Consider the following 26,689-nt stretch of genomic DNA (forward strand, 5'->3'; position numbering starts at 1 on the left):
CCAAATATTCGGTATTTAGAAGGCTTTTTATGTATAGGTAAGATGTAGTTTTTATCCTCTAGGTAAAATCAAATTGATAGATGAATCTTTAATTTTTTCACTTAAATAAGCAGAGTAATTTTCACTACCATTTTTAAACAATAAGAGATACTCATTTTCATTTTCTAATGATTGATATAAAGTCATCATTGATTGCGTATTGTTCGAATTAGAAAATAAGATTCCTTTCTGCGTTTTTATTTTATCGTATTTCTGATCGTTATATTTTAAGATGATAGGAGATAGGGTAATATCCTCTTGAATATTATTTTCTGATTTTAAACTAAAGAAACGAATAGGTTTACTATTCAGTAATACTTTTTGATGTTCAATTTCTATATGATGAAATATTGAGACACCTTCTGAATGATTTCCTACAAACTCATAAACAATAAAATTATCGTCCCACTCATATTGCTGTTTTTTTGTAATCGTATAATCTTCTAAACTTATTTTTATCACCCCACCTTTTTCAATACTTTCAATACCTACATTGGTCGGATCATAATATCTTTTTGTTGGTGTAGCTTTTACTTCCAAGTTTGGTTTATATTCTCCAGCGACTACTTCGTTTTTTATTCCTAAATATTCCTCCAAAACTTTTTCTAAATTTTTCATTTCATAGTTTTCTTTTTCGAACCAACTCCCATTTATAATTTGATCGTCTATATTCGAGTTGTGATATGAAATATTCAGAGAATAAACTTTCGTTGGATATTCATTATTTTTTTGAACTTTTTTTAATTCCTCAGTAAAATAAAATTGTTTGATGTCTTGTATGTCAACTTCTAAGGACCCACGATTAAATGGATGAATAGGAGAGGTCTAGATTTTAAATCAGAAGTTTGCTTAATATTCATTCCATTAAAATTTTAGCTAAAAAAAAGACTAACCTAAGTATTGAAACTTAAGTTAGTCTATTAGTCATGTCTTTACAAAAAGAAAATTTATCTTTTATCGGTATTGATAATTGTATCTTCTCTTCGAATTTCCCAATTGGCTTCTACCTTAATTTGGTTAGGGAAGAAGGCGGTAGGTTCTGGTGGAATTCTATTTTTAAAATCACCAGGGAACCAAATTCCGTCACCGTTTTCATCAATTAATACTCTGATCTTATAAGTACCTGGTTTTACATATTCGAAACTAAATTTTCTTTCATCTTTAATTTCCATGTAGGGTTCATTTTTTCCATCCAAAAGTTGAACAATAAAGTGATCATGACTTCCCTTTACCTCACCTTCAACAATACCATATTTGTCCGGCTCCTTGATAGTAAACGAGACAGATTTATTTTTTGTGGAATCACCTTTTACTGAAACAAATGAATTCTGTTTAAAGATGACAGTAAAAGCTGAGTCGGCATAAAAACCAGGAATCGTTAATTCTGTTTTGTCATGATTAAACGATAAGTCAACATTATTTGCATCCAATAAACTATCTAGCTGAACAGTGTCTGTACTCCATACATACATCATACTATCTAAATTCCATTCTTTCATTGGGATAGGGAATTTCAAAACTAGATCTACAGAATCTTTTTCTTTGATATCACTATCCTCAGGGTATAATTTATTGAAGCTAATTCTTTCTACTTCTTTTTCTTCAGCTTCACCACCTAAAGCATTTCCTACTTGCTTTAAAGCTCCACCAATTAAGCCTCCATTTTTCTTTCTTTCTGCTCTTTTTTGTTCAGCTAAAAATTCAGATTTACTAGGGAACATCACAGTAGTATCGAATTCTACTTTTACATCTAATGAGTCAATACCATATCCTTTTACTCTAATGGAATCTTCAATATCTCTCATACCTGTGTAGATCAACTTTACCTCACCGGCATCATTTCTCATACTAAAAACACTGTCTGTGAATGAATTCTTTTCAGGAAAATCTAAACGATAATCCACTACATATTTATTGAATTGAAGAAGAAGATCTTCTTTGTCTTTTTTCGCTCGATTAAATTTTAGATCAACTAAATCATAATCCCTTACATATAATTTTACCCCATCAAGGTTTTTATCTAATAAAATGGAGTCAGAAAAGAAGCCAATTTTTTCTTCGCGCAAAGTGTATTTATAATCTTCGTTCGCATCCTTAATGGCATACACTGTATAATATCCAGGTTTAAATCTTTCTAAAATAAATAAACCATCTTTTACTGTTCTTGAAAAATATAATGGAGGATCTGTATTTACATCCAAAGAATCATAAGGATTATATAAAGCAATGATACCACCTTCGATAGGTTCGTTAGTCATTAAATCTCTAACAGATCCAGTCACTTCCAAAGAGTCCAGATAGCTACCAGTACTAACAGAAAAGCGAACATTTTGTGCAGGATTTTTTTCCGTAACGTCAACTATAGCTTTACCAAAATCAAAATAATAAGTAGTATTTGATTGTAAAGTATCCATGATATTCATGATCAACTTTCTACCCGATACTTTGGTCTTATATTTTAATGTACTCTTGTAAGGAGTGATAATTAGATTCTGTTTTAACTTCTCCTCTTGGATAGGTTCATCAAAATATAAAGTCAATTTAAGTTTTGTAGTATCCACATTTGTCTGACCATCGACGGGAGTTGAGGCAGCAAACTTTGGAGGGATTTCATCTTTTGGACCTCCAGTAGGAGAGGAGACAACAGCACAACCATAAACAGTAAATGCCAATGCAGTTAAAAGAAGTAATTTAAAAATATAGTTCATTAGTGAAGATGACTAAATGTAGATCACAAGAATACCATTTGATTAGGTTAAAAATCATGTGATGATCAATAAAGTTTCAAGATACAAAATAAGGCATATCTCTTTAAAAGAGGTATGCCTTATTCATAAAATTTAGTGCTTTTTTTAAGCCTTTTGTTTATCAAGATACACCATCAAGATGGTAACATCGGCAGGAGTTACCCCACTAATTCTTGATGCTTGTCCTAAAGTAAGTGGACCTACCTTAGATAATTTTTCTCTTGATTCAGCAGATAAAGAAGTGATCTCTCTGAAATTAAATCCTTCTGGAATTTTATAATTCTCTAGGGTCGTTAACTTCTCAGCAATCTTTTCTTCTTTCTCTATATATGTTTCATACTTCAATAAAATCTCAGCTTCTTCCAATGCTTTCTCACTGAAGTTTTCAAATGCTTCTTTTAAAGCAGGAGCACAATCCATAGTTAAAGCCATTCCTACATTAGGACGTTTGATAAACTTATCAGCTTTTAAACCATGGTTCATCGTTTGTAAACCACTTGCTTCTAAATGAGGATTTGCATTAGCTACTTTTACACTAGTTTCTTTTAGTGTTTCAATAGTCGATTCAATCTCTTGCTTTTTCTTTTGTACAGCTTCGAATCGATCATCTGATGCTAATCCCAATTGATGTCCAAGTGGAGTCAATCTAAGGTCAGCATTATCTTGTCTCAATAAGATTCTGTACTCAGCACGTGATGTAAACATTCTGTAAGGCTCCTCAGTACCTTTGTTGATAAGATCATCGATCAATACACCAATGTATGCTTCTGATCTCTTAAGAACGAATGGCTCTGCTTCTACGATCTTATTATGTGCATTGATACCAGCCATCAAACCTTGTGAAGCAGCTTCTTCATAACCTGTTGTACCGTTAATCTGACCAGCAAAATACAGGTTCTCAATGAGCTTTGTTTCCAGTGTTGGTTTTAATTGAGTAGGAGGGAAGAAGTCATACTCAATGGCATAACCAGGTCTGAACATCTTCGCGTTTTCAAATCCTTCAATCTTTCTCAATGCTTTGTATTGAACGTCTTCAGGTAGTGAAGTAGAGAATCCGTTGATATACATTTCGCAGGTATTCCATCCTTCTGGTTCTACAAAGATTTGGTGACGATCACGCTCGGCAAAACGGTTGATTTTATCTTCGATAGACGGACAGTATCTCGGACCTAATCCTTGAATTCTTCCGTTAAACATTGGCGATCTATCGAACCCTGTTTTTAGAATATCATGTACTTCATTACTAGTATAAGTGATGAAGCAACTTCTTTGTTTCGTTAAAGAAGTCGTTTGATCTGAGTAAGAAAATTTCTCAGGGTTTTCATCACCTGCTTGTTCTTGAAGTTTCTCCCAGTTTAAAGAACGGCCATCTACTCTTGGAGGAGTACCTGTTTTCATTCTACCAGATTCGAAACCTAAAGAAACCAATTGTTCTGTTAAACCTTTTGCAGCATGTTCACCACTACGGCCACCTCCAAATTGTTTTTCGCCAATGTGGATTAAACCATTTAAAAATGTACCATTCGTTAAGACAACAGCTTTCGTATTGAATACTACTCCTAAACTTGTTTTAACTCCAGTAATTTTATCACCATCCATAACAAGTTCAGTCGCCATTTCTTGCCAGATGTCGACATTCATATTTGCTTCAAGAGTGTCTCTCCATTCTTGAGCAAACATCATTCTATCACTTTGTGCTCTTGGACTCCACATCGCAGGACCTTTCGATCTGTTTAGCATTCTAAACTGAATCATAGTCTTATCTGTGATGATACCAGACATACCGCCAAGGGCATCAATTTCTCTTACGATTTGACCTTTAGCAACCCCACCCATTGCTGGGTTACAACTCATCTGAGCGATGGTTTGCATATTCATAGTAATCAGTAATACTTTAGAGCCTAAAGTTGCTGCGGAGTAAGCGGCCTCACAACCTGCGTGACCTCCTCCAATTACAATGATGTCATAAGATGGATACATTATTTTCTCCTTTTATTTTTTAAGTTCCACGTGGAACAATGATAATCCTTCAATGAAAAATTGAGGAAGTAAATCCTCTAAACCTGAATTCGGATAATTGAATTTCAAGTCACAATACGAGTAATAAAAATATAAAATCTTCCTACTCTCTAATTTCCAAATGCAAAGATACATAATACATTGAAAATTAAACCTTAATGTTTTTATATATAAAAGTTCCACGTGAAACATTTTGTGTAATAATAATGTTTCACGTGGAACATGAGTATAATAAATACGATATTGAATTGGTTTATGAACTTAAACCGATAGGTCTTTTGGCTAATTGACGATCTTCCATATTTCTCATATTCGCTGCATCTTCTTCAGATTTATCTTTAAATCCTAAAAGATGAAGAATACCATGGATTAAAACTCGATGTAGTTCGTCTGTTTCATTAGTACCTATACTCTGAGCATTATCTTTGATTCTATCAATACTTACGAAAATATCAGATTCTATTTCGTTTTCGTATTCTGCATTATCAAAAGTAATGATATCAGTATAGGTATCATGATCTAGGTATTCGACATTCACCTTATGAAGATATTCATCAGAGCAAAGAATATAATTGATCCCAATCAACTGATAATCGTGATCAGTAACAACGGTATTAATCCATTCCTTAACTAAATCTTCGTTATCAATAGTATAGGTGATATCTTCATTAAAAAAAGTAATTTCTCCCTCCATTAAATATAGAATGTTAGCGTGATAGCTCTTCCTTCTTTAGAGAACTCAACTTCGTCTGCAAGGTGTTTCATCAAGAAAATACCTCTACCTCCTGGCTTATCAATGTTCTCTGGAGCTGTAGGATCTGGTAATGCATCGAAATCAAAACCTTTACCTTCATCCTCTATTGTGAAAGAAATCTCTTTTTCTGTAACGTCTAATTCTAAATGAACATTCTTCTCTTTGTCATTTCTGTTACCATGGATGATTGCATTGTTTACAGATTCTGTCACTGCAATCATGATGTTACCATAAATGTCATCGTTGAAATTAAACTCATCACGAGCTTGATCAATAAAACTCTCCGCAATTCTTACGTTTTCAATTAACGAAGGTATTTTTAATTTGAATGGTTTATTCATTGTACTTGTTGACATTTCAATCTTTTATATTTTCAAAGTACTTGTTTACTTCTTGTTTATAATACGTATTTAATGAAGTTGGGATCGTCCTTAATAGCTCAATTTGTGTTTCTTTTTGTTTTAAATACTCATCGAAGCTATCTGGAGGAGGAACTTGCTTCTGCTGCTTGGCAGTTTCGGCTTTCCTCTCTTCATCTTTACCTTTTTCTTTTTTTGCTTTTTCAGACTCTAACATTCTAGTTAGGATCTCTTGTTGTCTTTGAATCAACTTATCAGTTAAACGCTTATTTACCAAATCCTCTTCCGTTTTTTCCATTTCTTTTAGGATTTTTCCATAACCGTTACCACCGCCTTTTTCACCCTCATCATCTTCTTTCCCTTGCATTTGCTCTTCTCCTTTACCCATACTTTGCTTCAAAGCATTTCGGATCATTTCCTGTTGAGCAGCGAGTTTAGCCAATTCCTTGGATAATTCTTTTCCTGATTTACCGGACTTCTTCAAGTTCTGCATTTGTTGATTCAACTGTTGTTGCATCTGACTCATACTAGGTGAAGAAGATTGTTGTTGCTTCTGATTCATTTGCTGACCAGCCATGTTCTGACTCATCTGCTGTTGCATGTTCTCTAATATGTCGTTTAAGAGCAATGCTAAATTATTTATAGAAGTCATTGTAAACTGCTGCTTACTTGCTGCAATTTCCGGGACTCTACGCTTGATAGCATCTAGACTTTCGTCCATATACTTATTCATTTGAGTCACCTCTCTAGTCACAAAAGACTCAATTTGGAAAAATCTTTTTGATAATGCAATTAAACTATCTTCAATGTATTTAGCATCATCTTTCAATTTAAGTTGTGTTTGTGACAACTCCACAAATTTAGGGTCGATTCTTCTAACTTCCTTAAAGGATTCCATAAGATTTTCCTGATCGAAGGAAAGTTTAAGAAGATTTTCCATTATTTGACGTAAAGCCTCGTGATCTTCACTGATTTGCTCCATCTGTGATGACTGCATACTTTGTTGCATTTTTTGTGCCATCTGCTGCATTTTATTAGCCGCCTTTTTCTGAGACTGATGAGCATCTTTCTTTTTATCTTGGTTCAGCTGTTCACTGGCATTTTGTTGTTCTTTTGAGATCTGTCTTTCGTTAGGAGTAAACTGTTCGAAGTCCTGATTGGTCTGTTCTTTCTTGTCCATCTTTCTCAGTTCCTCCATCTCCTTCTTGATGTCCTCAAACTTTTTATTCAGTTCTTCCTGATCTTTTTTAAGTACATCTTCCTCCGACTTATTATCTTTTTTCTCCTCCTCAGATAATCCCTCTTTCTTCTCTTCCTCTTCTAACTCTTTTGTTTTATTAGCTAGGTCCTGTTGTTCTTTTGCCAAATCCTCTAATTTAGAAGAAACCTCTTTTGCTTTTTGTTCAATCTGTAATTTTTTGAAAAGCTTAATCGTACGTTCTAATTCGTTCTTTAAGTTCTTCTGTTTGTTTTCAATGTTTTGCAAATTCTCCTGAAGGTTTTGATTGATGTAGTTTTGTTCCATCAATTTTTGTAGTTCTTCATATAACTTCTGTGTTTCCTCATCATTAATGTCATTAATGATTTTCTGAAGTTGTTCCGCTTTATCAGAGGTACTTTTATCTTGATTGGAGAACTTGTCTTGCTTGTTTTGTAATTGCTGACTTTGTTCCTGAAGAGACTTTAATTGTTCTTCTAATTCTTTTCTCTTTTCGATGAGTTTTTGGATATCTTTTTTATCCTGCCAAGTTAACTGACGCTTACCTTTCAGCTTCTCTTCTAACTTCTTTAAATCTTTCTCCAGCTGATTGGCTTTGTCCAAAGTATCATCTAATTTATTTTCAGTCTCCTTCTTCGACTGATCAATTTCTTTTTCTAACTCAGCTTTAGTTGGCAAGGTAAAGGTGTACATAGGCGTTTTACTTCGCTTATTACCATTGACTGCATCATTGTCATATACCTCTACATAATATTCTAGTTTATCCCCCTCTTTTAGATCAAACTGATTCGTTTCTAACTTATAATAAAAGCTTTGATCAATCGCTTTATTATTAAAAGGGATATCCATTTTTTCGAATGTTCTTGGAGGTTTCTTGTCTCCGTTTCGTTTTATTCTATATCTCGTTCTTAAACGTGTAATGCCATAATCATCACTGATGTTTCCTCCAAAGACTAAGTAATCAAACATCACAGTATCTTGATACTGTTTCATATTAATACTTGGGAATTTATCAGGAATCACATTTAAGTAATAAGAAATACTGTCTCTGTTACTACCATAAATATTTTTTAAGCTAACACTGTAAGCGGTTGACATAGTAGCTTCATGAACGTATTTAAATACGTTCTTCTTAATACCATCTGCTTCTACAGTTTTATCTGATTCTTTAAAATAGATGGCAATAGAATCAGCTGTTTTAGTATCAAACAGCCAAGTGATCTTAGATCCTTCGGGAAGTAATAAATTACCAGTATTGGAAAGCGTCTCATTATTCTTACCCGTGTATCTAGGGTAATCGACCTGAACACTAAACTGAGATAAAGAAGGTCGTGTTAAAGTGGTAATATGATGTTCAGTTGAAAAATATCCAGCAGCCTTGAATCTGAACTTTACATCATGTTGAATTTTTTTGAAAGTGTGAGAAAACGTTTTATCAAGTGGATTGTATTGTAATTTGATAATAGAGCCTTTGTTTGTTTCCAAATAAACATCAGCTGGAATTACATCACCACTTAATTTAAGGTTTAGTTCGAAATCATCACCCTGAAAAGTTTTTAGATCACTATTTAATAATTCAAATCTAAAAGGAGCAACAGGTAAAAACTCTTTATCAAACTGTACAATCTTAGGTGTAGTATCCGTAATGATTTGAGGTTTGATAAGTAATATCCCAAAGAAAATGATCACAGCAGGTAATAGATACCAATATGAATATTTTAAATTCTCTTTGTAAGAAATTGCATGTGTAAAATTGATAGGATCAAACTGACGATTTCTTTTTTGTAAAGTAGCTTGGATTAAGCTATTGTCCTTTTCTTTTGCTTGAAGTTGTATAGAGTTGATCAGCTTATCTGATATTTCAGGAAAAAATGTTCCGATATTTTTCGCTGCTTCTTCGTCTGTTATTTGTTTTTTGAAACCTTTTAATTGAGCGATAGGTTGAATCACCCAAATGTAAAAAGTATAAGCAAAGGTTAAGATATACGTAAAGAAGAGAATAGCTCTCGCAGTTGTACCAAAATTATTGATATACTCTAATATGTTTATTAATAAAAAAAGACCTAAAACTGCAGCCATAGTAAGAATTATGCCTTTTAAAGCAGCGTTCTTATATAGTTTTTGTTTATAGGCTCTGATTTTATGATCAAACATGTAACAGGTTTTTTATAAATGGGTATGATGAAAAATCTATTGATAAAGTTTGAAATCAATAAGAATGGATTCTTCTAATTTACGATAAATGTATCAAACTTTCTTTTAGAAAATAAGACTGACCCTAAAGATAAGAATCAGTCTTATTTTCTATCTATTAATATAATCAATATTAATTACTTTTCTCAAAATAAACCGTACTGAAATCACGATATTGCATCGGATTATTAGGGAAATCTCTAATATGTCTTTGAATTAAGCGATATCCTTCATCGTACCATAGTACAATAAACGGAGCATCTTCCATTAATATCTTTTCAGCTTTTTTGAAATGACTCAATGTCGTTGCCTCATCATTGGATAACAATGCCTTTTCGTACTCCACATCAAATCTTGGGTTTTTATAACGTATTAAGTTTGGCCAAGATTTATCTTCTGGATTTTTAGGAAGGTTCTTACTGTAGTAGGCCCAAAGGTAGTTCTCTGGAGATGGGTAGTCAGCAATCCAAGCTAAACGAAGGAAGTCATAACGACCCATGATACTTTTTTCAGCGATTTGAGCAAATGGTGAAATTTTTAACTCTACTTCAATATTTAATTTATCTTTCAATTGTTTTTTCACCTCCAAAGCTACATTGCTGTATTGTTCCCCTTCTGTATTTAAATCAAGGGTAACTTGTGGGAAACCTTTACCTTCTGGGTAACCTGCTTTAGCAAGATAGTATTTTGCAGAATCGATGTTGTGCTTATACCCTTTAATGTCTTCGATATTATAATTTTCAAAAACAGGAGGAGTAATACCAAAGTAACCTTCCATATATCCTTCTCCGTTCAAGATCAATTCTAATATTCTCTGACGGTCAACCGCGAAACTAAATGCTTTACGAACATTGATGTCTTTAAATACTTTGCCCATGTTGTTCATGGCTAAGAATTGTGTCGACATTTCTGGAGTACGTTGCAAGTGATATTTAAAGTTTTGGTTAGACTCATCGGATTCTGCCAAAATATTAATAATATCTTCAGTTGGTACTCTGTACATCATATCAAGTTCTCCTTTTTTGAATTTTAAGAACTCAATCTTTTTATCTTTTACAAAAGAAACATCAATTGCTTTTAAGAAAGGAAGTTGATTACCGTGCTCATCCTTACCGTGATAATTGTCGTTTCTTGATAAGATAATTGAAATATCTTCATCAACACTAGCAATTTGATAAGGTCCTGTACCTACACATTTTGTTCTCATATCCTCTCCATAAGTCTCATAAGCTTCTTTAGGGAAAATGAATGAACCTGGACGAGCCAAGTTATATAAGAACATCGAGTTTGGTTTCACTAAAGTAATTTCGAAAGTAAGTTCGTCAATCACTTTAAAACCCGATACACCTGCAAGGCCTTCAGGAGAATTGGAAAAATTAGGATCAAGTTTAGTTGACTGATAATATTTCTCTGCTCCCTCTACAATCTTAGTAAATAAATGTGCGTATTGGTTATTTTTATTGTAGGTGGTAATCAGGTTAAAGCTATAAAATACATCTTGTGCTGTAAACTTTCTTCCTTTACCTCCCTCAAAACATTTATCATCGTGGAAATATACATTGTCCTTAAGCTTGAAAGTGTACACTAACTGATCATCAGACTTAGCATAGCTTTTTACAAGGCTAGGAACAACTTGTAATGATTTTTGATCGAATTTGAATAGACCCTCATAGATTTGAGAAGCTACTCTGTACGAATAGATATCAATAATGCTTAAAGGGAATAGGTTTTTAATGTATTCAGCCTCGTTGACTTTAAATACACCACCGTAGAATTTTCCTCCTTTCGCAGGAGTAAGTACCATTTGCGCATTATCTCTTTCATTGTTGCTATTTCCACAACCTGTGAACAAGTAGAGGAATAAAAAAGAGAGTGTAACAGCGGTAAGCTTTCTCATTTGCAATGAATTTTCTTTATTATTTTGTGCCTAATCGTGTTTGGCTAATTTTCAAAAAAAGTTACCCAATAAGTTTGCGTGAGCAATAAAAGTTCTGAAAAAATGATTGATTAACCTAAAGTTTAATCAAAAAATTTTATTGTAGTACAATTTCTACTGGACAATGATCTGAATGCACTGCCTCATTATGAAGTTGAGAAGAAATTAATGTATTTTCCATCTCTTTTTGTACCATAAAATAATCAATACGCCAACCTAAGTTTTTCTTTCTTGCTCCAGCTCTATAAGTCCACCAACTATATTTTCCTGGGGATTCATCAAATTTTCTGAAGGCATCTATAAATCCTCCTTCATTAATAAATTTCGATACCCATTCTCTTTCAGCAGGTTGGAAACCTGAAGTGTTTTTATTTCTTTCAGGATTATGAATATCAATAGCTTTGTGACAGATGTTGAAATCTCCGCAAACCACTAAATTCTTGTAGTTTTCTTTCAGTTTAGCGATGTATTCAAAATAATCATCTAGAAATTGATATTTGAACTTTTGCCTTTCCTCACCAGAGGTTCCCGAAGGAAAATATGTATTGATTAAAGTGAAATTTTCGAACTCACACAGTATTGTTCGACCTTCACAATCATATGTATCAATTTCCATACCTATTTTAGTGGAAATTGCCTCTACTTTTGATAAAATAGCGACACCGCTATAACCTTTCTTTTCAGCAGAATGCCAATAATGATATTTGAAACCTAAATCTTCAAATTCACTTAAATCGACTTGATCGGGTTGTGCTTTAGTTTCTTGAATACAAATGATATCTGGATTGCAAGAATTCACCCATCCCACTAAGTCCTTTTTTATTGCGGCTCTAATGCCGTTCACGTTGTATGATATTATCTTCATCTTAATCTAATAGATCAGTTTCTTCTTTGAAATATTGAAGGATATGCAGCTTCATCATTTTCTCTTGAGCTGCTAAATCCATACTTGGAATTTTCTTTTCTAATTTCCAGTGTGGCCAACCTTCTTTATCCAATCCTTCTAAACTATAAAATCCACTAAAGCTTAAAACTTTGCATGTGGCAATATGTATAAGGTCTTGTTTTTCTTCTTTTGAATAGGGTTTAGGACCTTTACCTAACTCTTGGACACCAATCATAAACAGAATACTGTTTAAGTCAGATGGTGCTTTACCTATTACTTGTGTTAGAACAATTTTTAAACGATTCCAATCATTTTCCAATTGTTCAAATTCTTCGTCCATCATTGTCAATAATAATAGATTAATGTTAACTTGATATCAAATTAAATACACGATTCATACTATCCCAAACAAATGACTATTCTTAAAGAAAAAATTTTCAATCTCTTTTATGCTGTTTTCCCAAAACAATGCTTACACTGTAACGAAGTTCTTGCATATGGAGAGGAGTATCTCTGCTTTAACTGCTACTGTAAAATCCCAATACATTTGGGATCATGGAATCATCCGGAGGAAAATATCATTACAAATCAACTTATTTCATTTATTGATTCCCTAAAGTATGCCGTCTCCTTTTTTTATTATGAAAGTGATGGAATACCAAAGTCATTAATTCACTCTTTAAAGTATAAGAATCAATCTAAAATAGGAGAATGGGTGGTCAATCATTTCCATTATCTGTTATCAAAAGAATTATTTGATGAAATAGATTGTATCGTTCCTGTGCCCTTACATCCAAAGAAAAAGAGAGAAAGAGGATATAACCAAGTAAGTACACTGTGTGATGCGTTATCAAATAAGAAACAGATAAAGGTAGATGAACAAATCATTCAGAGAGTAGTGTACACAAAGAGTCAAACTAAAAATACACAACAAGGAAGAATGGAAAACATGAAAGAGGTGTTTAAGGTTTATCAATCTGAAAATATTAAAAATAAAAATATTCTTATTGTTGATGATGTTTTAACCACTGGAGCAACGTTAATCGCTGTGGCAGAGGAAATAGAGAAGTATCAGCCAACTTCAATTAGTATTTTAACCCTGGCTGTTGTTGTGTGATTGATCCTTATTAACTTCTTATTTTTGAAGATTATTTGGTTTACAAAAATAAAACGTCTACTTTTGCACAGCATTTAGAAAAACAGTGCGGGGTGGAGCAGTTGGTAGCTCGTCGGGCTCATAACCCGAAGGTCATCAGTTCGAGTCTGGTCCCCGCTACCAAGTTAGGCTAACCTGATATATTAGGTTAGCCTTTTTCTTTGACTTACTTAAGATATATTATATTTTAATAGAAATTTCTGTAAATCAGATTTTTAGGAGTATCTTAACAAAGTTAACTGATGGGAACCTTAATAGTAAGGTTAACGTCAAACTAAATGTAAAATGTTCTTTAGAAATTCAAGGTAAATTAGAAATCCATGCTCAATAGAAGATTGTTACGCATTAAAACAATGCAAAGTATCTATGCTTTTAAGCAAAATAAATTGTCGAACAAAGAGTTGACTCTTGATTTGGTGAAAAACGAATTTAGAGATGAGTTCTTAGAATTAGGTCAAGAAGAGAAAGCTAGAATCGACGAGGAGCAGGCTAAGGTCATCGAATACCTTAACACTGTGATGGATGAGGATCAAGAAGATATGTCCACCGAAGGATTGGATGTAAAACTTTTAAAGATCGCTTCTAATGCCAAGAATCATTACAATAATCTTATTGCTTCAGATAAAAGACAGTTCCAAATCTCTATGGTAGAGGAAACAGAGGAATTGTTTACAAAATACCTTAAGCTACTTTCTTATCTGATTGATATTTCTGAATTATCAAATAAAGAGCTGCAAAGAAAATTAGAAAGCAATGCTCGTCAGATAGAATTTGATCAAAAATTTACAGATTGGTTTTACCACAACTCTGCTTTTACAGTTTTAAGAGAAGATAATACTTTAAACGATTTATTATCAGAACATAAACTAAGAAGAGGTGAGGATGATGAAAGAGTTTTAGAATGGTTACGTATCCTTAAAAGAGATGGTGAACTTCAAGATGCTATTGAAGAAATTGCTAAACAAGGGGACGATTTTGAAACGCAAAAGGAGATTTTACGTGTAATAGTAAGAGACTTCTTATTTAAAAATGAGATCATCGAATCTCAGTTTGAAGGAGAGGACTTAAACTGGTCGGAGAATAAACGAATTCTTCGTAGTATGGTTTTGAAAACTGTGAAGAACATCTCTACTGACTCAGGTACTGAAATTTTATCAATTTCTAAAAACTGGGACGAGGATAAAGAATTTTTCGAAGACCTTTACAAGTATACTTTAGAACAAGAAGAATCATTTAAGGAGATCATTGCTAAGAAATCCAAAAAATGGGCTATCGACAGAATCGCTAAAGTAGATAGTATTTTAATCAACATGGCGTTGGCAGAAATGCTAAACTTTAGAAACATACCTGTAAAAGTAACTATTAATGAATTTATTGAAATTTCTAAGCAATATAGTACGCCAAAAAGTTGGCAGTTTATTAATGGTATGTTAGATTCAATATCTGAAGAGCTTGAAGCAGAAGGAAAAATCAAAAAATCCGGCAAAGGCTTACTAGATAACAAATAATAAAACACATACATACATGGCAAAAAATAGTGGAAATACATTGCTTGGCTTCGTAGCTGGAGCTGCTGCTGGTGCTTTACTAGGCGTTTTATTTGCTCCTGATAAAGGAAAAAATACAAGAGAGCGTTTAACGTTTAAATTAGATAAATACCGCGAGGAATTAGAAGACCTTGTAGAAGATCTAATGGAAGAAAGAAAAGTAGCCGTTACTGCAGCAAAATCAGAAGGTCAAAAGGTAATTGACGACGCTATCAAGCATGCAGAAGAGTTAATGGGTGAAGTGGATGCTCTTAAAGAGAGAATCGCTACTCCAGAAGAATTAGAAGAAGAGGATAAAGATTAATTCTTTTCTTTAATAATACGTCAAGGGCAAAGAAGATTACTTCTTTGCCTTTTTCTTTTTTTGATATCGAATAATATTTATAGATTTACCATATATATGTATTTACATATCAAAATATAAACATTTAAGTCACCTAACTTTATCCATTATTAAAACTTAAGTGACTTTTTTCGTCATTTTACAACATATTTTTTATTATGAAAATATTAAAAACCTTATCGGTATTTATCATCTCAGCAGTATTATTTATCTCTTGTGGTGAGAAAAAAGAATCAAAGACTCAAACAGCAGAAAAAGGTTCTACTGCTCAAGCTTCTAACGAAAATGTAGGTCCTAAAGCTAAGTTCGCTTTTGAAGAAACAGAATTTGATTTTGGTGATATTAATGAAGGTGATGTAGTTACTCACGTTTTCAAATACAAAAACGTAGGAGACGCTCCATTACAAATTACAAACGTTCAGGTATCTTGTGGATGTACTGCTCCTAACTGGGATAAAGCACCATTAGCTCCAGGTGAGTCGTCTGAATTACAAGTAACGTTTAACTCAAGAGGTAAAAGAGGAAAACAAATCAAAAAGATTACTATCCTTGCCAATGTTGAGGATGGAATGGATGCTGTAGTGATTAAAACGAAAGTAGCCCCTAAAGATCAACCTCAAGCAATGTAATCTTAGGATGAAAATATTTAGGTGTTAATTCACAAAAAAAAACCTCTGTTAGGCCATAACCTAGCAGAGGTTTTATATTTTTGTACCTCAATTAATTAAAAAAGAAATGAGTATTTTAAATAACATCTTACTTCAAGTAGGTGGTGATGGAGCAGGAGTAATGAATATCGTATTTCTAGTAGGTATGATTGCCGTATTTTACTTCTTTATGTTAAGACCACAACAAAAGAAGCAAAAGGAACAACAGAAATTTTCTGATGCCCTTAAAAAGAATAAAAATGTGGTAACTGTTAGCGGAATGCACGGAAAAATTGTTGAAGTGAAAGCGAATGCAGTTGTCTTGGAAATTGATAGAGGAGTGAAAGTAACTTTCGAAAAATCTTCAATTTCAGCAGAGAACACTAACATTGTTTATGGTCAAAAAGAGAAAAAAGACTAGACTTTCTCTTAAATACCAATAGAAGACCGTTGAGTTATGATATTATTCTCAACGGTTTTTTTATTTTTGAAAAAGAATTCTAAAAAACGAAAATGCCGAATAGAAATTATCATATACCAAATTTCAAATTACTCATTAAATGGTTGAGAGAACAGTTCGATAAAAAAGCGAAGGACAGTTCTTTTGCCAAGGATATGAAAAAATGGGATTGGAGTGCTATGATCGTTTGTTTCTTAACGGCGTTTATTTTTTGGGTATTTCACTCGCTTAACGAGGACCATACTTCTACAATAGAAATTCCTGTAAACGTAAAAATTCAGGATGATAATGTGGTGGCTTTACAAGAACCACCAGACCATGTAAGTGTGAATGCCACAGGGAATGGCTGGACTTTATTAAGTAAATCGTTAGGTGTAGGTAACTCCAAGTTGAATATTAACCTGGAAGAACCTGTTGAAGTGAAGTATTTAGCAGGAAAAATTCTATTAAAAGAACTTTCTCAAGTTTTAAAGGGTTTAAAAGTTAACTACATAGTAGAAGATACTTTGGCTTTTAATTATGATACACTAACCAACAGAAAAGTAGCTGTTGAGATCGATACTAGTTCTTTTGTATTCCAAAATGGCTACAGAAGAGTTGGTCCAATTAAGGTATATCCTGATAGTGTTATTTTTAGAGGACCAAGTACAGAACTAAAACGTTTTCCAGATCATTTGATATTAAGATCTGAGGATACTGAACCTATTGCAGAAAACCTAAATGAATATATACCTGTTCGTGTTCCTGTTGAAAATGAAAACACCTTAGTATTTTCGCCTAATGATGAAGTAAAAGTATCCTTTGATGTGTATTATTTTATTTCGTCTACGGAGAAAACAAAATTATTTAGAGTTAACTTTCCAGGTGGAAAAAATTCCGATGACACATTTTTATTAGAACCCGAAGATGTGTATATTAGTTACGTTATCAGAGAGGATCTGATTAACAGTGTGGATACTATACCTGTAATTATTGATTACAAGGATATAGATTGGACTGACTCTACTGTTACACCAAAGGTGTTCATCGACAACGATTATTACGAAAACATCATACTATCACCAAATAAGTTGAAAGTACTCAAAAACAAAAATTAAAATTAATTATGCAAGTAGGCATCACAGGAGGAATTGGTGCTGGAAAAAGTTACATCTGTAGACTTTTTAAAGTCTTAGGCGTCCCTATTTATAATGCCGATAATTCCGCTAAAATGCTAATGGTGGAAGATTCTGAAATTATTGATCTTATTAAATCTAATTTTGGTGAAAAATCATACTTCCCCAACGGTATGTTAAATAGAAAATATCTGGCATCAGAAATTTTTTCAGACCAAGGTAAATTAAACCTCATGAATGAAATTGTACATCCAAGAGTTAAAAGTCATTATAATGATTGGGTGGAGATACAATTGAAGAAAAACAATTATATTATTAAAGAAGCTGCTTTAATGTTTACCAACGATCATTACAAAGAATTGGATAAAGTTATTGTAGTTAAAGCACCTTATGAGGATAGGATAAAGCGAGTTTTGGAAAGAGATAAAAGGCCAAAGCAACAGATTGAAGAAATTATTAAGAAGCAAAAACAAGAAGAAGAACTTTCCGTATTGGGGGATTATGAGATTACTAATGACGATTCGAAATTAATTATTCCTCAGGTCATTGAGCTTCACAGACAGTTTTGTGAAATGAATTCTCTAGTATCTAAAAGTTAATTAAACATCAATTTCTGTGAATAGGTAAAAAATAAAACCTATTCACAGTTAACTTCTACCTTTTTTTTAATAATTAGACTTTTTTTTAACCGAATTGATTAGTTTTGCGGGATAATCAAACAAACAAAGATTATCACTCATATGAAAAAGGTTGAATCAGCTTTAATTTCGGTTTTTTACAAAGACAATCTAGCGCCAATTGTAAAACTCCTTCAAGAGAATGGCGTAACTATCTATTCTACAGGTGGAACGCAGAGTTTTATAGAAGAACTAGGAGCCGAAGTAACGGCTGTTGAAGACTTGACGTCTTATCCTTCAATCCTTGGAGGTAGAGTAAAGACGCTTCATCCCAAAATTTTTGGTGGCATCCTTAACAGAGGAGACAACGAGCAAGATCAAGCGCAAATTGCAGAGTACGGTATCCCTAATATCGACTTGGTAATTGTTGACTTGTATCCTTTCGAAGAAACTGTTGCATCTGGTGCTGAACACCAAGCAATCGTTGAAAAAGTGGATATTGGAGGTATCTCTTTAATCCGTGCTGCTGCTAAAAATTACAAAGATACATTGATTGTGTCTTCAAGAGAGCAATACGACGAAGTAGCTTCTATTCTAAAAGAAAAGAATGGATCTACAGATCTTAAAGATCGTATGCGTTTTGCTGCAAAAGCATTTGATATTTCTTCTCATTATGATTCTAAAATCTTCGACTACTTCAACAGTGTAGTGGCTGAGGAAGAAGAAGAAATTCCTGCTTTCAAAGTATCTGAGCGTTCTTCTAAACCAATGCGTTATGGAGAAAACCCTCATCAAAATGGTAAATTCTACGGCGATCTTTCAGAAATGTTTGATCAATTACACGGTAAGGATGTTTCTTACAACAACCTTGTAGATGTAGATGCAGCTGTGAATCTAATCGATGAGTTCCCTGCAGCAGAAGGTGCAGCTTTCGCTATTCTTAAGCATACCAATGCTTGTGGTGTAGCTTTAGGTTCGGACATCAAAGATGCTTACGTTAAAGCATTAGCTTGTGATCCTGTTTCAGCATTTGGTGGCGTATTGATCGCTAACCAACCTATTACATTAGGTGCAGCTGAGGAAATCCACAAGTTATTCTGTGAGGTAGTTATCGCTCCAGGATTCGATGCAGATGCTTTAGAAGTATTAAAAGGTAAGAAAAACAGAATCTTGTTGAACAGAAAAGAGTTATCAACAGGAACTGTTCAATACAAATCTTTATTAAACGGGGTTCTTGTTCAAGATAAAGACTTGAAAACAGAAACTGCAGAAGATTTGAAAGTAGCTACAGAAAAAGCTCCATCAGATTCTCAAATCAACGCTTTATTGTTTGCGAACAAAATTTGCAAGCATACGAAATCTAACGCTATCGTTTTAGCGAAAGACGGACAATTGTTTGCAAGTGGTGTGGGGCAAACTTCAAGAGTGGATGCTTTAAACCAAGCAATTGCAAAAGCGAAGAGTTTTGGTTTTGATTTATCAGAAGCTGTAATGGCATCAGACGCTTTCTTCCCATTCCCTGACTGTGTGGAATTGGCACAAAAAGAAGGTATCGAAGCTGTCATCCAGCCAGGCGGATCGATCAAAGATCAAGAGTCGGTAGATTTTTGTAACTTAAATGGTGTGGCTATGGTAATGACAGGTGTACGTCATTTCAAACACTAGAATATAGATATTTTATATATTTGAAGCCGGTACCTTTGGGTATCGGCTTTTTTATTACTACTAACTCAAACTTTCCATAACTAATGATTATTTTAGAAAGAACCAATTCTGAAAATCCAGATTTTATATCTTTGGTAAAACTCCTTGATAAATTTCTAGCGATTACGGATGGTGAAGACCATGCTTTTTATGATCAATTCAATAAAATTGATAAGATCAAATATGTCGTAGTAGGTTATGAAGATCAAAAAGCGGTTAGTTGTGGTGCCATTAAAGCTTATAATGATAATACCATGGAAGTGAAGCGGATGTTTACACTATCAGAGGCAAGAGGAAAAGGCATTGCTACTAAAGTATTAAAAGAACTAGAACAATGGACGACTGAATTGGGTTATCAAAGATGTATTCTTGAAACAGGTATCAGACAGCATGAGGCAATTCGTTTGTATCAAAAAAACGAATACAAATTGATTCCTAACTATGGCCAATATGAAGGAGTAGAAGAAAGTAAATGTTTTGAGAAATTGATGATAACAGAAACAACATCACTTTAATTAAATCAACCAAAAATAAACACGAAATACTATGTGGAAAGAAGAAAACAATACTTTAAAGAGAACTTTCACTTTCAAAGACTTTTCGGAGGCTTTTGCTTTTATGACTAGAGTAGCATTTTTAGCAGAACAGCATCAGCATCACCCAAATTGGTCCAATGTATGGAATACAGTTGAGATTGCACTAACAACTCACGATGCTGGAAATGTGGTCACAGAAAAAGATAAGAAATTGGCGGAAGCGATAGATGCTCTACTATCGTAAATTAAATAAGCCCTCAATTTGAGCATAATCCATTAATACGACAGTCTTCTTGCCGTCAGGAGTATAATTTGGTGATGAACAAGAGAACAATTGTTCGATCATCGATTTCATTTCTGGAATTTCAAGAATCTGTCCACTTTTAATGGATGCTCTTTTTGCTAATGAACGTGCAATATTTTCATTGGCAGAAATTCTCAATTCTTCTTTATTGAATTTAAGTTGTTCAATAAGTTCCTCGATGATTTCCTGTTCGTCGTTATCCTGAATTAAAGTAGGTACACCCTTGATAAGCACTGTTTGATTATCGCCTAACTCAAAACCAAAACCTAAAGCAGAGATTTCTGCAATATATTCAGTAAAAATGGCAAAGTCAGATAGGTTTAAAACTACCTTTTTAGGGAAGAGTAATTGTTGAGAAACTCCAGTACTGTTTTCCATCTGGTTCAAGAATTTCTCATAAAGAATTCTCTCATGAGCCGCTTCTTGATCCATCAACATCAATCCAGATTTCACTTGATACATAATGTATTTGTGATGAATCTGAATAGGAATGATATTATCAGAAGGAAAGGAATCGTCTTTTGGAGTATTGGCAGCCGTTTCTGTTAGATCATTTGCTCTTGAACTAAAAGTAATGGTCGACTCACTTTCATCATTTTCAATAGAAGAAAAATCGTTTGATGATGGAGAATTGTCCATAGGTGCCCAAGAAGAGAAATCAGATGGGGCATCATCTTGAGCAGGATTATTCCAAGAGTTTATTCTTGAAGATACTTTAACGACATCATCTGAATTGTTCTCATTGTTTTCAAAAGGAACATTAATTGAAAAATCATCTAAACTACTTTCGTTAGATGAGGCATTCGTAAACTTACCATTTGAGGAAACATTCGGAATATCAGGAATATTTGAAGTTAACTGATCTTCAGAAGGAGGTGTCATTGATGATGGGATAGAGTTCGTCGCTCTGTCTTTGGCAAAGTTGACATCTATTCCAAAGTCAATCGAAGGAGTAATACCATAGCTTGCTAATGCTTGTTTTACAGCAGCACTAACAATTGCATAGGTTGTTCTTTCGTCGGTGAATTTTACCTCTGTTTTAGTAGGATGAACATTCACATCTACATCGGCAGGGTCGCATTCGATATATAAAAGATAAAAAGGATAGGTGTTGTCTGGAAGAATACCATCATAAGCAGTCATAATTGCATGATTCAAGGCAGAATGCTTGATGTATCGACCATTGACAAAAAAGAATTGCTCACCTCTTGTCTTTTTAGCACTTTCAGGTTTACCAATATATCCTTTTACCTTAATTACATCAAGGTCTTCCTGACAAGGATATAGTTGTTCTTGGTAAGAACGTCCAAACATTTGAACAATTCTCTTCGCCAAGTTTCCAGCTCTAAGATTGTACAATTCCTTATCGTCAGAAATCATGGTCATCGATATTTCAGGATTGGCTAGTGCCACTCTTTGAAATTCATCGATGATGTGCTTTAATTCTACAGGATTTGATTTTAGGAATTTTCTTCTAGCAGGAACGTTAAAGAAAAGGTTTTTAACAGAGAAGGTTGTTCCATTTTTTGTTTGGATAGGTTCTTGATTTTTGATCTCTGAACCTTCAATCTCTACAAGTGTACCTAATTCGTCTTCTTCTCTTTTTGTTTTTACGCTTACTTGAGCCACGGCTGCTATAGAAGCAAGTGCTTCACCTCTAAATCCAAATGTACTGATATTGAATAAATCATCAGATTGTTTGATTTTAGAAGTAGCATGACGTTCAAAACTCATTCGAACATCTGTTTCAGACATTCCGCATCCGTTGTCGATCACTTGAACCAAAGTTTTACCTGCATCTTTCACCTTAAGCACAATAGATTTACTTCCAGCGTCAATGGCATTTTCGACCAACTCTTTTACAACAGAGGCAGGTCGTTGCACCACTTCGCCGGCAGCGATTTGATTGGCTAATGATTCAGGTAATAAACGGATGACGTCTTGCATATAATCTATTTAAGAAAAACGATTTCTAGTTACAAAAATAAAGTCTTTTCGGAGGAAAAAAAATGCTTCGATTACTAATGAAGTGTAATCGAAGCATCTTTTATAAGTTTAACACCTCAGACAGGTAAAAAAAGCTTTTATCCTATCGAATTGTGCTCCAAAAAACTATTTCATAAGTTTCTTGTACTTCAATCTTTTTGGTGTGATATCGCCGACTTCTTCTCTTCTTTTTGCTTCATATTCTGAGAAGTTACCTTCAAAGTATCTTACAGTTGAATCACCTTCGAATACTAACAAGTGAGTAGCTAAGCGATCAAGGAACCAACGGTCGTGAGAAATAATTACTGCACAACCAGCAAAGTTTTCTAATGCTTCCTCTAAAGCCCTCATTGTATTTACGTCCAAGTCGTTGGTAGGCTCATCGAGAAGAAGAAGGTTAGATCCCGCTTTTAATGTCATAGCTAACTGAACACGGTTTCTCATACCACCAGAAAGATCGCCTACTTTTTTCGACTGATCGTTACCAGCAAAGTTGAATTTTGAAACGTATGATCTAGAGTTGACTTGTTTTCCGCCAATTTCCATCAATTCATTTCCTTCAGAAATGGTTTCCCAAACAGTTTTATTTGGATCCATCAAAGCGTGTTCCTGATCGATATAACCGATTTCTACAGTATCACCTACATCGAAAGTACCGTTTTGAGGTTGTAACTGTCCGGTAATCAATTTGAAAAGAGTCGTTTTACCAGCACCGTTAGGTCCAACAATACCAACTATACCTGCAGGAGGTAAAGTAAAGTTTAAGTTTTCGTATAAAACTTTATCACCAAAAGACATCGTTACATCTTTTGCTTCAATTACTTTATTACCTAAACGAGGTCCTGCTGGAATATAGATTTCCAACTCTTGTTCTTTCTCCTTCGCTTCTTCGTTTAGTAAGTTTTCGTATGAGTTCAAACGAGCTTTTTGTTTAGCATGTCTACCTTTTGGCGACATTCTAATCCAATCCAACTCTCGTTCTAATGTTTTCTGACGTTTTGTTTCTTTCTTATCCTCTTGCGCTAAACGTTTTTGTTTTTGGTCTAACCAAGATGAGTAATTACCTTTCCAAGGAATACCTTCTCCACGGTCCAACTCAAGAATCCAACCTGCAACATTATCCAAGAAATAACGGTCGTGGGTAACGGCAATTACAGTACCTGCATATTGTTGTAAATGTTGTTCTAACCAGAATACTGATTCCGCATCCAAGTGGTTGGTCGGTTCGTCAAGAAGAAGAACGTCTGGTGCTTGTAATAATAATCTACACAATGCTACTCTACGTTTCTCACCACCTGATAAAACACCTACTTTTTGGTCTTCAGGAGGACAACGAAGCGCGTCCATTGCTCTGTCTAATTTACTATCTAATTCCCAAGCATCAAGGTGATCCAATCTTTCTTGAACTTCTCCCTGACGCTCGATTAATTTATTCATTGCATCCGGATCTTCTAAGATCTCAGGTTCAGCAAATTTTAAATTGATTTCTTCAAATTCTTGTAATAGATCAACAGTCTCTTGTGCTCCTTCCTGAACAATTTCTTTGACTGTTTTTTCAGGGTCTAATTGTGGTTCTTGTTCCAGATAACCAATGCTATAACCGTCAGAAAAAACAACCTCACCACGATATTCTTTATCTACCCCTGCAATAATCTTTAGAAGGGAAGATTTACCAGAACCGTTTAAACCTAAAACACCAATTTTAGCTCCATAAAAGAAGGATAAGTAAATGTTTTTAAGTACTTGTTTATTTGGAGGGTACACTTTTGAGACGCCCGCCATCGAGAAGATAATGGTTTCGTTGTTGTTGCTCATATATAATTTAAAATGATATTTTGAACTTTAATTATGCTAATTACGTAAAACTAAATGAATGAAATGTTTAAATACTAATAAATTACATGTATTTAATCAATAAAAATTTGCAAAACAGAAAGTATCATAGCATTTTGCATTCGAATTCATAACTTTATTGAATAAAGACTAATAGACTATATCATTAGTGAAAATTGTTAACGTTCATTTAGTTGTTTACTAAGACAAAGTATTAATCATTAAAATATTAGAATCTATAGATTTTATTGTTGTACCAAATTATATAAGTATTAATAATCATTAACATAATATTAGGTTTGTAAGAGACTATCAGAACTATTGATCATTCATTTGTGTAAACGTTGATCATTTACTATTTAATACGGCAAGTCGTTGATGGCCCTATTATTTAAGATAATCCTTCACCAATTTAGTTTAATAATTAATCAACAGCTTTTATTATCATTTAATCAAACAAGCGAAATAGCGATGTCAGATTCCCAAATTATCGAGCACAAGGACATTACAGAGTACGGCTATGTACAAGATGGTAAAGTATTTTTAAGAGGATATTACCACTTCCAAGACAGAGAAATCGGTGTAGTAAGAGAAAGCGACGAAGAAAGTTTACAATACTTCGTTGACCGATTTAAGATGGTGACTGAAAAAGTTTTAGCGGTTCAAGAAGCTGTAAAAACAGCAGAGAACAAAGGTTCTTTCTTGATGAAACTTATTCACATGAGAACCTACCTAGCCTCATTCAATGGTCTTGGCGATTTCACAGAACTTTATGAAATTATCAATGTACTAGAAGATGAAATCAATGAGTACATTGCAGTCAACAGAGACAAAAACCTAGAAATTAAGAATGCTCTTTTAAAAGAAGCTGAAGAATGGAAAGGTAGTACAGATTGGAAAAACGCTTCTCTACGTTTCAAAGACATTAAAATGAACTGGATTAAGACTGGTTCTGCTCACAAAGAAATGGAAGAGCAATTGTCTGAGAAATTCAATGCTGCTATGGATGAGTTCTACCAAAATAGAACACAATTCTATGCTCACCAAAACGAATTACATGAACAAAGTATCGATCAATACGAAGCTTTATTAATTAAAGTAAGACGTATCAACCGTAATGGTGGTGGTCAAGAATTCGTAGATGACGTTAAGAAAATACAGGAAGATTGGAGAAACGTACCAATGGTGCCTAAAAAGAAAATGGGCTTCTTAGGTAGTGACTTCAAACGTGAAACTGCTAAGTTCTTTGGTACATTAAACGGTGACCAAGGAGGTTACGGACAACATCGCGGTGGCGGCGGATACGGTCAGCAACGTGGTGGATACGGTCAACAACGCGGTGGTGGCGGATACGGCCAACAACGTGGTGGATACGGTCAACAACGCGGTGGTGGCGGATACGGTCAGCAACGTGGTGGTGGCGGTGGTTACCAACAACGCGGCGGTGGCGGCGGTTACCAACAACGTGGCGGTGGCGGCGGTTACCAACAACGTGGTGGTGGCGGAGGCTACCAGCAACGTGGTGGATACGGTCAACAAGATCGCGGTGGCTACGGAGGTGGTCAACAACGTGGTGGTTACGGTCAACAAGATCGCGGTGGCTACGGAGGTGGTCAACAACGTGGTGGTTACGGTCAGCAAGATCGCGGTGGATACGGAGGTGGACATCAAGATCGCGGCGATCGTGGTGGATACCAACAACGTGGTAATTACCAACAACGCGAAAGCTACGGACAAGACCGTCCAGCTTATAGCACAAGAGACATGGCTCCACAAAAGACTCCAGGTCAGTCTAAAAAAGACTTACTAGATACTGCTGAGAAGTATTTATCAGACGGAGCACCATTCAATATTGCTAACATTAAGCAATTACAAAATGGATGGAAATCTTTAGGTAAAGAGCCTTCTCAAGAAGATAAAGAGATGAACTTAAGATTCCGTATCGTTTGTAACGAAATCTTCGAATCTCACTTCTTAGAGCGTACAGCTAAAAATGAAGAGCCAGATTTGTATAGCTTATCTGACTTCGAACAATTGAAAATCAAATTGGATATTCTAAGAGAATCAATCCGTAAGGATGAGCAAGATCTATTTGAGTTCAATGCGAAGTATTCTTCAATTCTTTCTTCAGCTGCAGCTGAGCAAAATTCTGAGAATTATGCCCTGTACCAAGAGAGAAACAACTATGTGAACAAGTTAAAGACAAAACAACGTATCCTTAAAAAATTAGAGGATAAATTGTTAGCTATGTAGTCTTTATAAAGCATATAAAAAGGTACTTTGAAATAT

General features: G+C 34.3%; 22 protein-coding genes and 1 tRNA gene. 12 read left to right on the forward strand and 11 right to left on the reverse strand.

Going from position 1 to position 26,689, the window contains the following annotated elements; translation table 11 throughout:
* Nucleotides 1-51: 51 nt before the first annotated feature.
* The 9 genes from KMW28_RS00390 to KMW28_RS00430 form a co-directional block, all read right to left on the reverse strand.
* Nucleotides 52-657 (reverse strand): hypothetical protein, encoded by a 606-nt coding sequence (locus KMW28_RS00390; RefSeq protein WP_169665824.1) that lies wholly within the window; start codon nucleotides 655-657, stop codon nucleotides 52-54.
* A 329-nt stretch (nucleotides 658-986) separates the two neighbouring features.
* A complete protein-coding gene (locus KMW28_RS00395; protein ID WP_169665826.1) occupies nucleotides 987-2,747 on the reverse strand; it encodes an Ig-like domain-containing protein in 1,761 nt (586 codons plus the stop codon).
* A gap of 144 nt (nucleotides 2,748-2,891) precedes the next feature.
* A complete protein-coding gene (mnmG, locus tag KMW28_RS00400; protein WP_169665828.1) occupies nucleotides 2,892-4,766 on the reverse strand; it encodes a tRNA uridine-5-carboxymethylaminomethyl(34) synthesis enzyme MnmG in 1,875 nt (624 codons plus the stop codon).
* Nucleotides 4,767-5,058: 292 nt separating this feature from the next.
* Nucleotides 5,059-5,499, reverse strand: coding sequence for an rRNA maturation RNase YbeY (gene ybeY, locus KMW28_RS00405; RefSeq protein WP_169665830.1), 441 nt, complete (start codon nucleotides 5,497-5,499; stop codon nucleotides 5,059-5,061).
* Complete coding sequence (locus tag KMW28_RS00410) at nucleotides 5,499-5,915, reverse strand: ATP-binding protein (RefSeq protein ID WP_236941079.1); 417 nt, start codon at nucleotides 5,913-5,915, stop codon at nucleotides 5,499-5,501. Before KMW28_RS00410 ends, ybeY begins: the two co-directional genes overlap by 1 nt.
* A gap of 1 nt (nucleotide 5,916) precedes the next feature.
* Complete coding sequence (locus KMW28_RS00415) at nucleotides 5,917-9,291, reverse strand: DUF4175 family protein (RefSeq protein WP_169665832.1); 3,375 nt, start codon at nucleotides 9,289-9,291, stop codon at nucleotides 5,917-5,919.
* 172 nt (nucleotides 9,292-9,463) lie between these two features.
* Nucleotides 9,464-11,227 (reverse strand): ABC transporter substrate-binding protein, encoded by a 1,764-nt coding sequence (locus KMW28_RS00420; protein ID WP_066211111.1) that lies wholly within the window; start codon nucleotides 11,225-11,227, stop codon nucleotides 9,464-9,466.
* A 136-nt stretch (nucleotides 11,228-11,363) separates the two neighbouring features.
* Nucleotides 11,364-12,131: an exodeoxyribonuclease III gene (locus tag KMW28_RS00425; RefSeq protein WP_169665834.1), complete on the reverse strand. Its 768-nt coding sequence runs from the start codon at nucleotides 12,129-12,131 to the stop codon at nucleotides 11,364-11,366.
* 1 nt (nucleotide 12,132) lies between these two features.
* Entirely contained in the window at nucleotides 12,133-12,492 is a 360-nt protein-coding gene (locus tag KMW28_RS00430) for a hypothetical protein (protein ID WP_066213366.1), read from the reverse strand.
* A 72-nt stretch (nucleotides 12,493-12,564) separates the two neighbouring features.
* On the opposite strand from KMW28_RS00430, the gene KMW28_RS00435 reads away from it, so the two are divergent.
* The 11 genes from KMW28_RS00435 to KMW28_RS00485 all read left to right on the forward strand — a co-directional run bounded on the left by KMW28_RS00435 (nucleotide 12,565) and on the right by KMW28_RS00485 (nucleotide 20,521).
* Nucleotides 12,565-13,269 carry a ComF family protein gene (locus tag KMW28_RS00435; protein WP_169665835.1) on the forward strand — a complete coding sequence of 235 codons (705 nt, stop codon included), beginning with the start codon at nucleotides 12,565-12,567 and terminating at the stop codon, nucleotides 13,267-13,269.
* An 86-nt stretch (nucleotides 13,270-13,355) separates the two neighbouring features.
* Nucleotides 13,356-13,431: transfer RNA gene (locus KMW28_RS00440), tRNA-Met, on the forward strand.
* Between the two features lie 197 nt (nucleotides 13,432-13,628).
* Nucleotides 13,629-14,816, forward strand: coding sequence for a transcription antitermination factor NusB (nusB, locus tag KMW28_RS00445; RefSeq protein WP_084005916.1), 1,188 nt, complete (start codon nucleotides 13,629-13,631; stop codon nucleotides 14,814-14,816).
* A 16-nt stretch (nucleotides 14,817-14,832) separates the two neighbouring features.
* On the forward strand, nucleotides 14,833-15,159 hold the full coding sequence (locus tag KMW28_RS00450) for a YtxH domain-containing protein (RefSeq protein ID WP_066211103.1): 327 nt from the start codon (nucleotides 14,833-14,835) through the stop codon (nucleotides 15,157-15,159).
* A 197-nt stretch (nucleotides 15,160-15,356) separates the two neighbouring features.
* Complete coding sequence (locus KMW28_RS00455; RefSeq protein ID WP_169665836.1) at nucleotides 15,357-15,827, forward strand: DUF1573 domain-containing protein; 471 nt, start codon at nucleotides 15,357-15,359, stop codon at nucleotides 15,825-15,827.
* A gap of 106 nt (nucleotides 15,828-15,933) precedes the next feature.
* Nucleotides 15,934-16,266, forward strand: coding sequence for a preprotein translocase subunit YajC (gene yajC / locus KMW28_RS00460; protein WP_066211096.1), 333 nt, complete (start codon nucleotides 15,934-15,936; stop codon nucleotides 16,264-16,266).
* Nucleotides 16,267-16,358: 92 nt separating this feature from the next.
* The gene (locus tag KMW28_RS00465; RefSeq protein WP_066211094.1) at nucleotides 16,359-17,402 is read left to right on the forward strand and encodes a YbbR-like domain-containing protein; all 1,044 of its coding nucleotides are present in this window, start codon (nucleotides 16,359-16,361) and stop codon (nucleotides 17,400-17,402) included.
* Nucleotides 17,403-17,410: 8 nt separating this feature from the next.
* Nucleotides 17,411-18,019: a dephospho-CoA kinase gene (gene coaE, locus KMW28_RS00470; RefSeq protein ID WP_066211092.1), complete on the forward strand. Its 609-nt coding sequence runs from the start codon at nucleotides 17,411-17,413 to the stop codon at nucleotides 18,017-18,019.
* Between the two features lie 141 nt (nucleotides 18,020-18,160).
* Entirely contained in the window at nucleotides 18,161-19,702 is a 1,542-nt protein-coding gene (gene purH / locus KMW28_RS00475; RefSeq protein ID WP_169665837.1) for a bifunctional phosphoribosylaminoimidazolecarboxamide formyltransferase/IMP cyclohydrolase, read from the forward strand.
* A gap of 83 nt (nucleotides 19,703-19,785) precedes the next feature.
* The gene (locus tag KMW28_RS00480; RefSeq protein WP_169665838.1) at nucleotides 19,786-20,256 is read left to right on the forward strand and encodes a GNAT family N-acetyltransferase; all 471 of its coding nucleotides are present in this window, start codon (nucleotides 19,786-19,788) and stop codon (nucleotides 20,254-20,256) included.
* 31 nt (nucleotides 20,257-20,287) lie between these two features.
* The gene (locus KMW28_RS00485; RefSeq protein WP_169665839.1) at nucleotides 20,288-20,521 is read left to right on the forward strand and encodes a 4a-hydroxytetrahydrobiopterin dehydratase; all 234 of its coding nucleotides are present in this window, start codon (nucleotides 20,288-20,290) and stop codon (nucleotides 20,519-20,521) included.
* On the opposite strand, the gene mutL is transcribed toward KMW28_RS00485, so the two are convergent.
* Both mutL and ettA read right to left on the reverse strand, forming a co-directional pair.
* Entirely contained in the window at nucleotides 20,513-22,528 is a 2,016-nt protein-coding gene (gene mutL / locus KMW28_RS00490) for a DNA mismatch repair endonuclease MutL (protein ID WP_169665840.1), read from the reverse strand. The genes KMW28_RS00485 and mutL overlap by 9 nt on opposite strands.
* A gap of 165 nt (nucleotides 22,529-22,693) precedes the next feature.
* Nucleotides 22,694-24,382 (reverse strand): energy-dependent translational throttle protein EttA, encoded by a 1,689-nt coding sequence (gene ettA / locus KMW28_RS00495; protein ID WP_169665841.1) that lies wholly within the window; start codon nucleotides 24,380-24,382, stop codon nucleotides 22,694-22,696.
* A gap of 489 nt (nucleotides 24,383-24,871) precedes the next feature.
* Here ettA and KMW28_RS00500 point away from each other — a divergent pair, with 489 nt between their 5' ends.
* Nucleotides 24,872-26,653 (forward strand): DUF349 domain-containing protein, encoded by a 1,782-nt coding sequence (locus KMW28_RS00500; protein WP_169665843.1) that lies wholly within the window; start codon nucleotides 24,872-24,874, stop codon nucleotides 26,651-26,653.
* Nucleotides 26,654-26,689: the final 36 nt, after the last annotated feature.

It is taken from the genome of Flammeovirga yaeyamensis (assembly GCF_018736045.1).
Lineage (GTDB): Bacteria > Bacteroidota > Bacteroidia > Cytophagales > Flammeovirgaceae > Flammeovirga > Flammeovirga yaeyamensis.

Coding starts and splice junctions, on each gene's coding strand:
- KMW28_RS00390 (WP_169665824.1), bottom strand. CDS start 657: ATGAAAAATTTAGAAAAAGTTTTGGAGGAATATTTAGGAATAAAAAAC.
- KMW28_RS00395 (WP_169665826.1), bottom strand. CDS start 2,747: ATGAACTATATTTTTAAATTACTTCTTTTAACTGCATTGGCATTTACT.
- mnmG (WP_169665828.1), bottom strand. CDS start 4,766: ATGTATCCATCTTATGACATCATTGTAATTGGAGGAGGTCACGCAGGT.
- ybeY (WP_169665830.1), bottom strand. CDS start 5,499: ATGGAGGGAGAAATTACTTTTTTTAATGAAGATATCACCTATACTATT.
- KMW28_RS00410 (WP_236941079.1), bottom strand. CDS start 5,915: ATGTCAACAAGTACAATGAATAAACCATTCAAATTAAAAATACCTTCG.
- KMW28_RS00415 (WP_169665832.1), bottom strand. CDS start 9,291: ATGTTTGATCATAAAATCAGAGCCTATAAACAAAAACTATATAAGAAC.
- KMW28_RS00420 (WP_066211111.1), bottom strand. CDS start 11,227: ATGAGAAAGCTTACCGCTGTTACACTCTCTTTTTTATTCCTCTACTTG.
- KMW28_RS00425 (WP_169665834.1), bottom strand. CDS start 12,131: ATGAAGATAATATCATACAACGTGAACGGCATTAGAGCCGCAATAAAA.
- KMW28_RS00430 (WP_066213366.1), bottom strand. CDS start 12,492: ATGGACGAAGAATTTGAACAATTGGAAAATGATTGGAATCGTTTAAAA.
- KMW28_RS00435 (WP_169665835.1), top strand. CDS start 12,565: ATGACTATTCTTAAAGAAAAAATTTTCAATCTCTTTTATGCTGTTTTC.
- nusB (WP_084005916.1), top strand. CDS start 13,629: ATGCTCAATAGAAGATTGTTACGCATTAAAACAATGCAAAGTATCTAT.
- KMW28_RS00450 (WP_066211103.1), top strand. CDS start 14,833: ATGGCAAAAAATAGTGGAAATACATTGCTTGGCTTCGTAGCTGGAGCT.
- KMW28_RS00455 (WP_169665836.1), top strand. CDS start 15,357: ATGAAAATATTAAAAACCTTATCGGTATTTATCATCTCAGCAGTATTA.
- yajC (WP_066211096.1), top strand. CDS start 15,934: ATGAGTATTTTAAATAACATCTTACTTCAAGTAGGTGGTGATGGAGCA.
- KMW28_RS00465 (WP_066211094.1), top strand. CDS start 16,359: ATGCCGAATAGAAATTATCATATACCAAATTTCAAATTACTCATTAAA.
- coaE (WP_066211092.1), top strand. CDS start 17,411: ATGCAAGTAGGCATCACAGGAGGAATTGGTGCTGGAAAAAGTTACATC.
- purH (WP_169665837.1), top strand. CDS start 18,161: ATGAAAAAGGTTGAATCAGCTTTAATTTCGGTTTTTTACAAAGACAAT.
- KMW28_RS00480 (WP_169665838.1), top strand. CDS start 19,786: ATGATTATTTTAGAAAGAACCAATTCTGAAAATCCAGATTTTATATCT.
- KMW28_RS00485 (WP_169665839.1), top strand. CDS start 20,288: ATGTGGAAAGAAGAAAACAATACTTTAAAGAGAACTTTCACTTTCAAA.
- mutL (WP_169665840.1), bottom strand. CDS start 22,528: ATGCAAGACGTCATCCGTTTATTACCTGAATCATTAGCCAATCAAATC.
- ettA (WP_169665841.1), bottom strand. CDS start 24,382: ATGAGCAACAACAACGAAACCATTATCTTCTCGATGGCGGGCGTCTCA.
- KMW28_RS00500 (WP_169665843.1), top strand. CDS start 24,872: ATGTCAGATTCCCAAATTATCGAGCACAAGGACATTACAGAGTACGGC.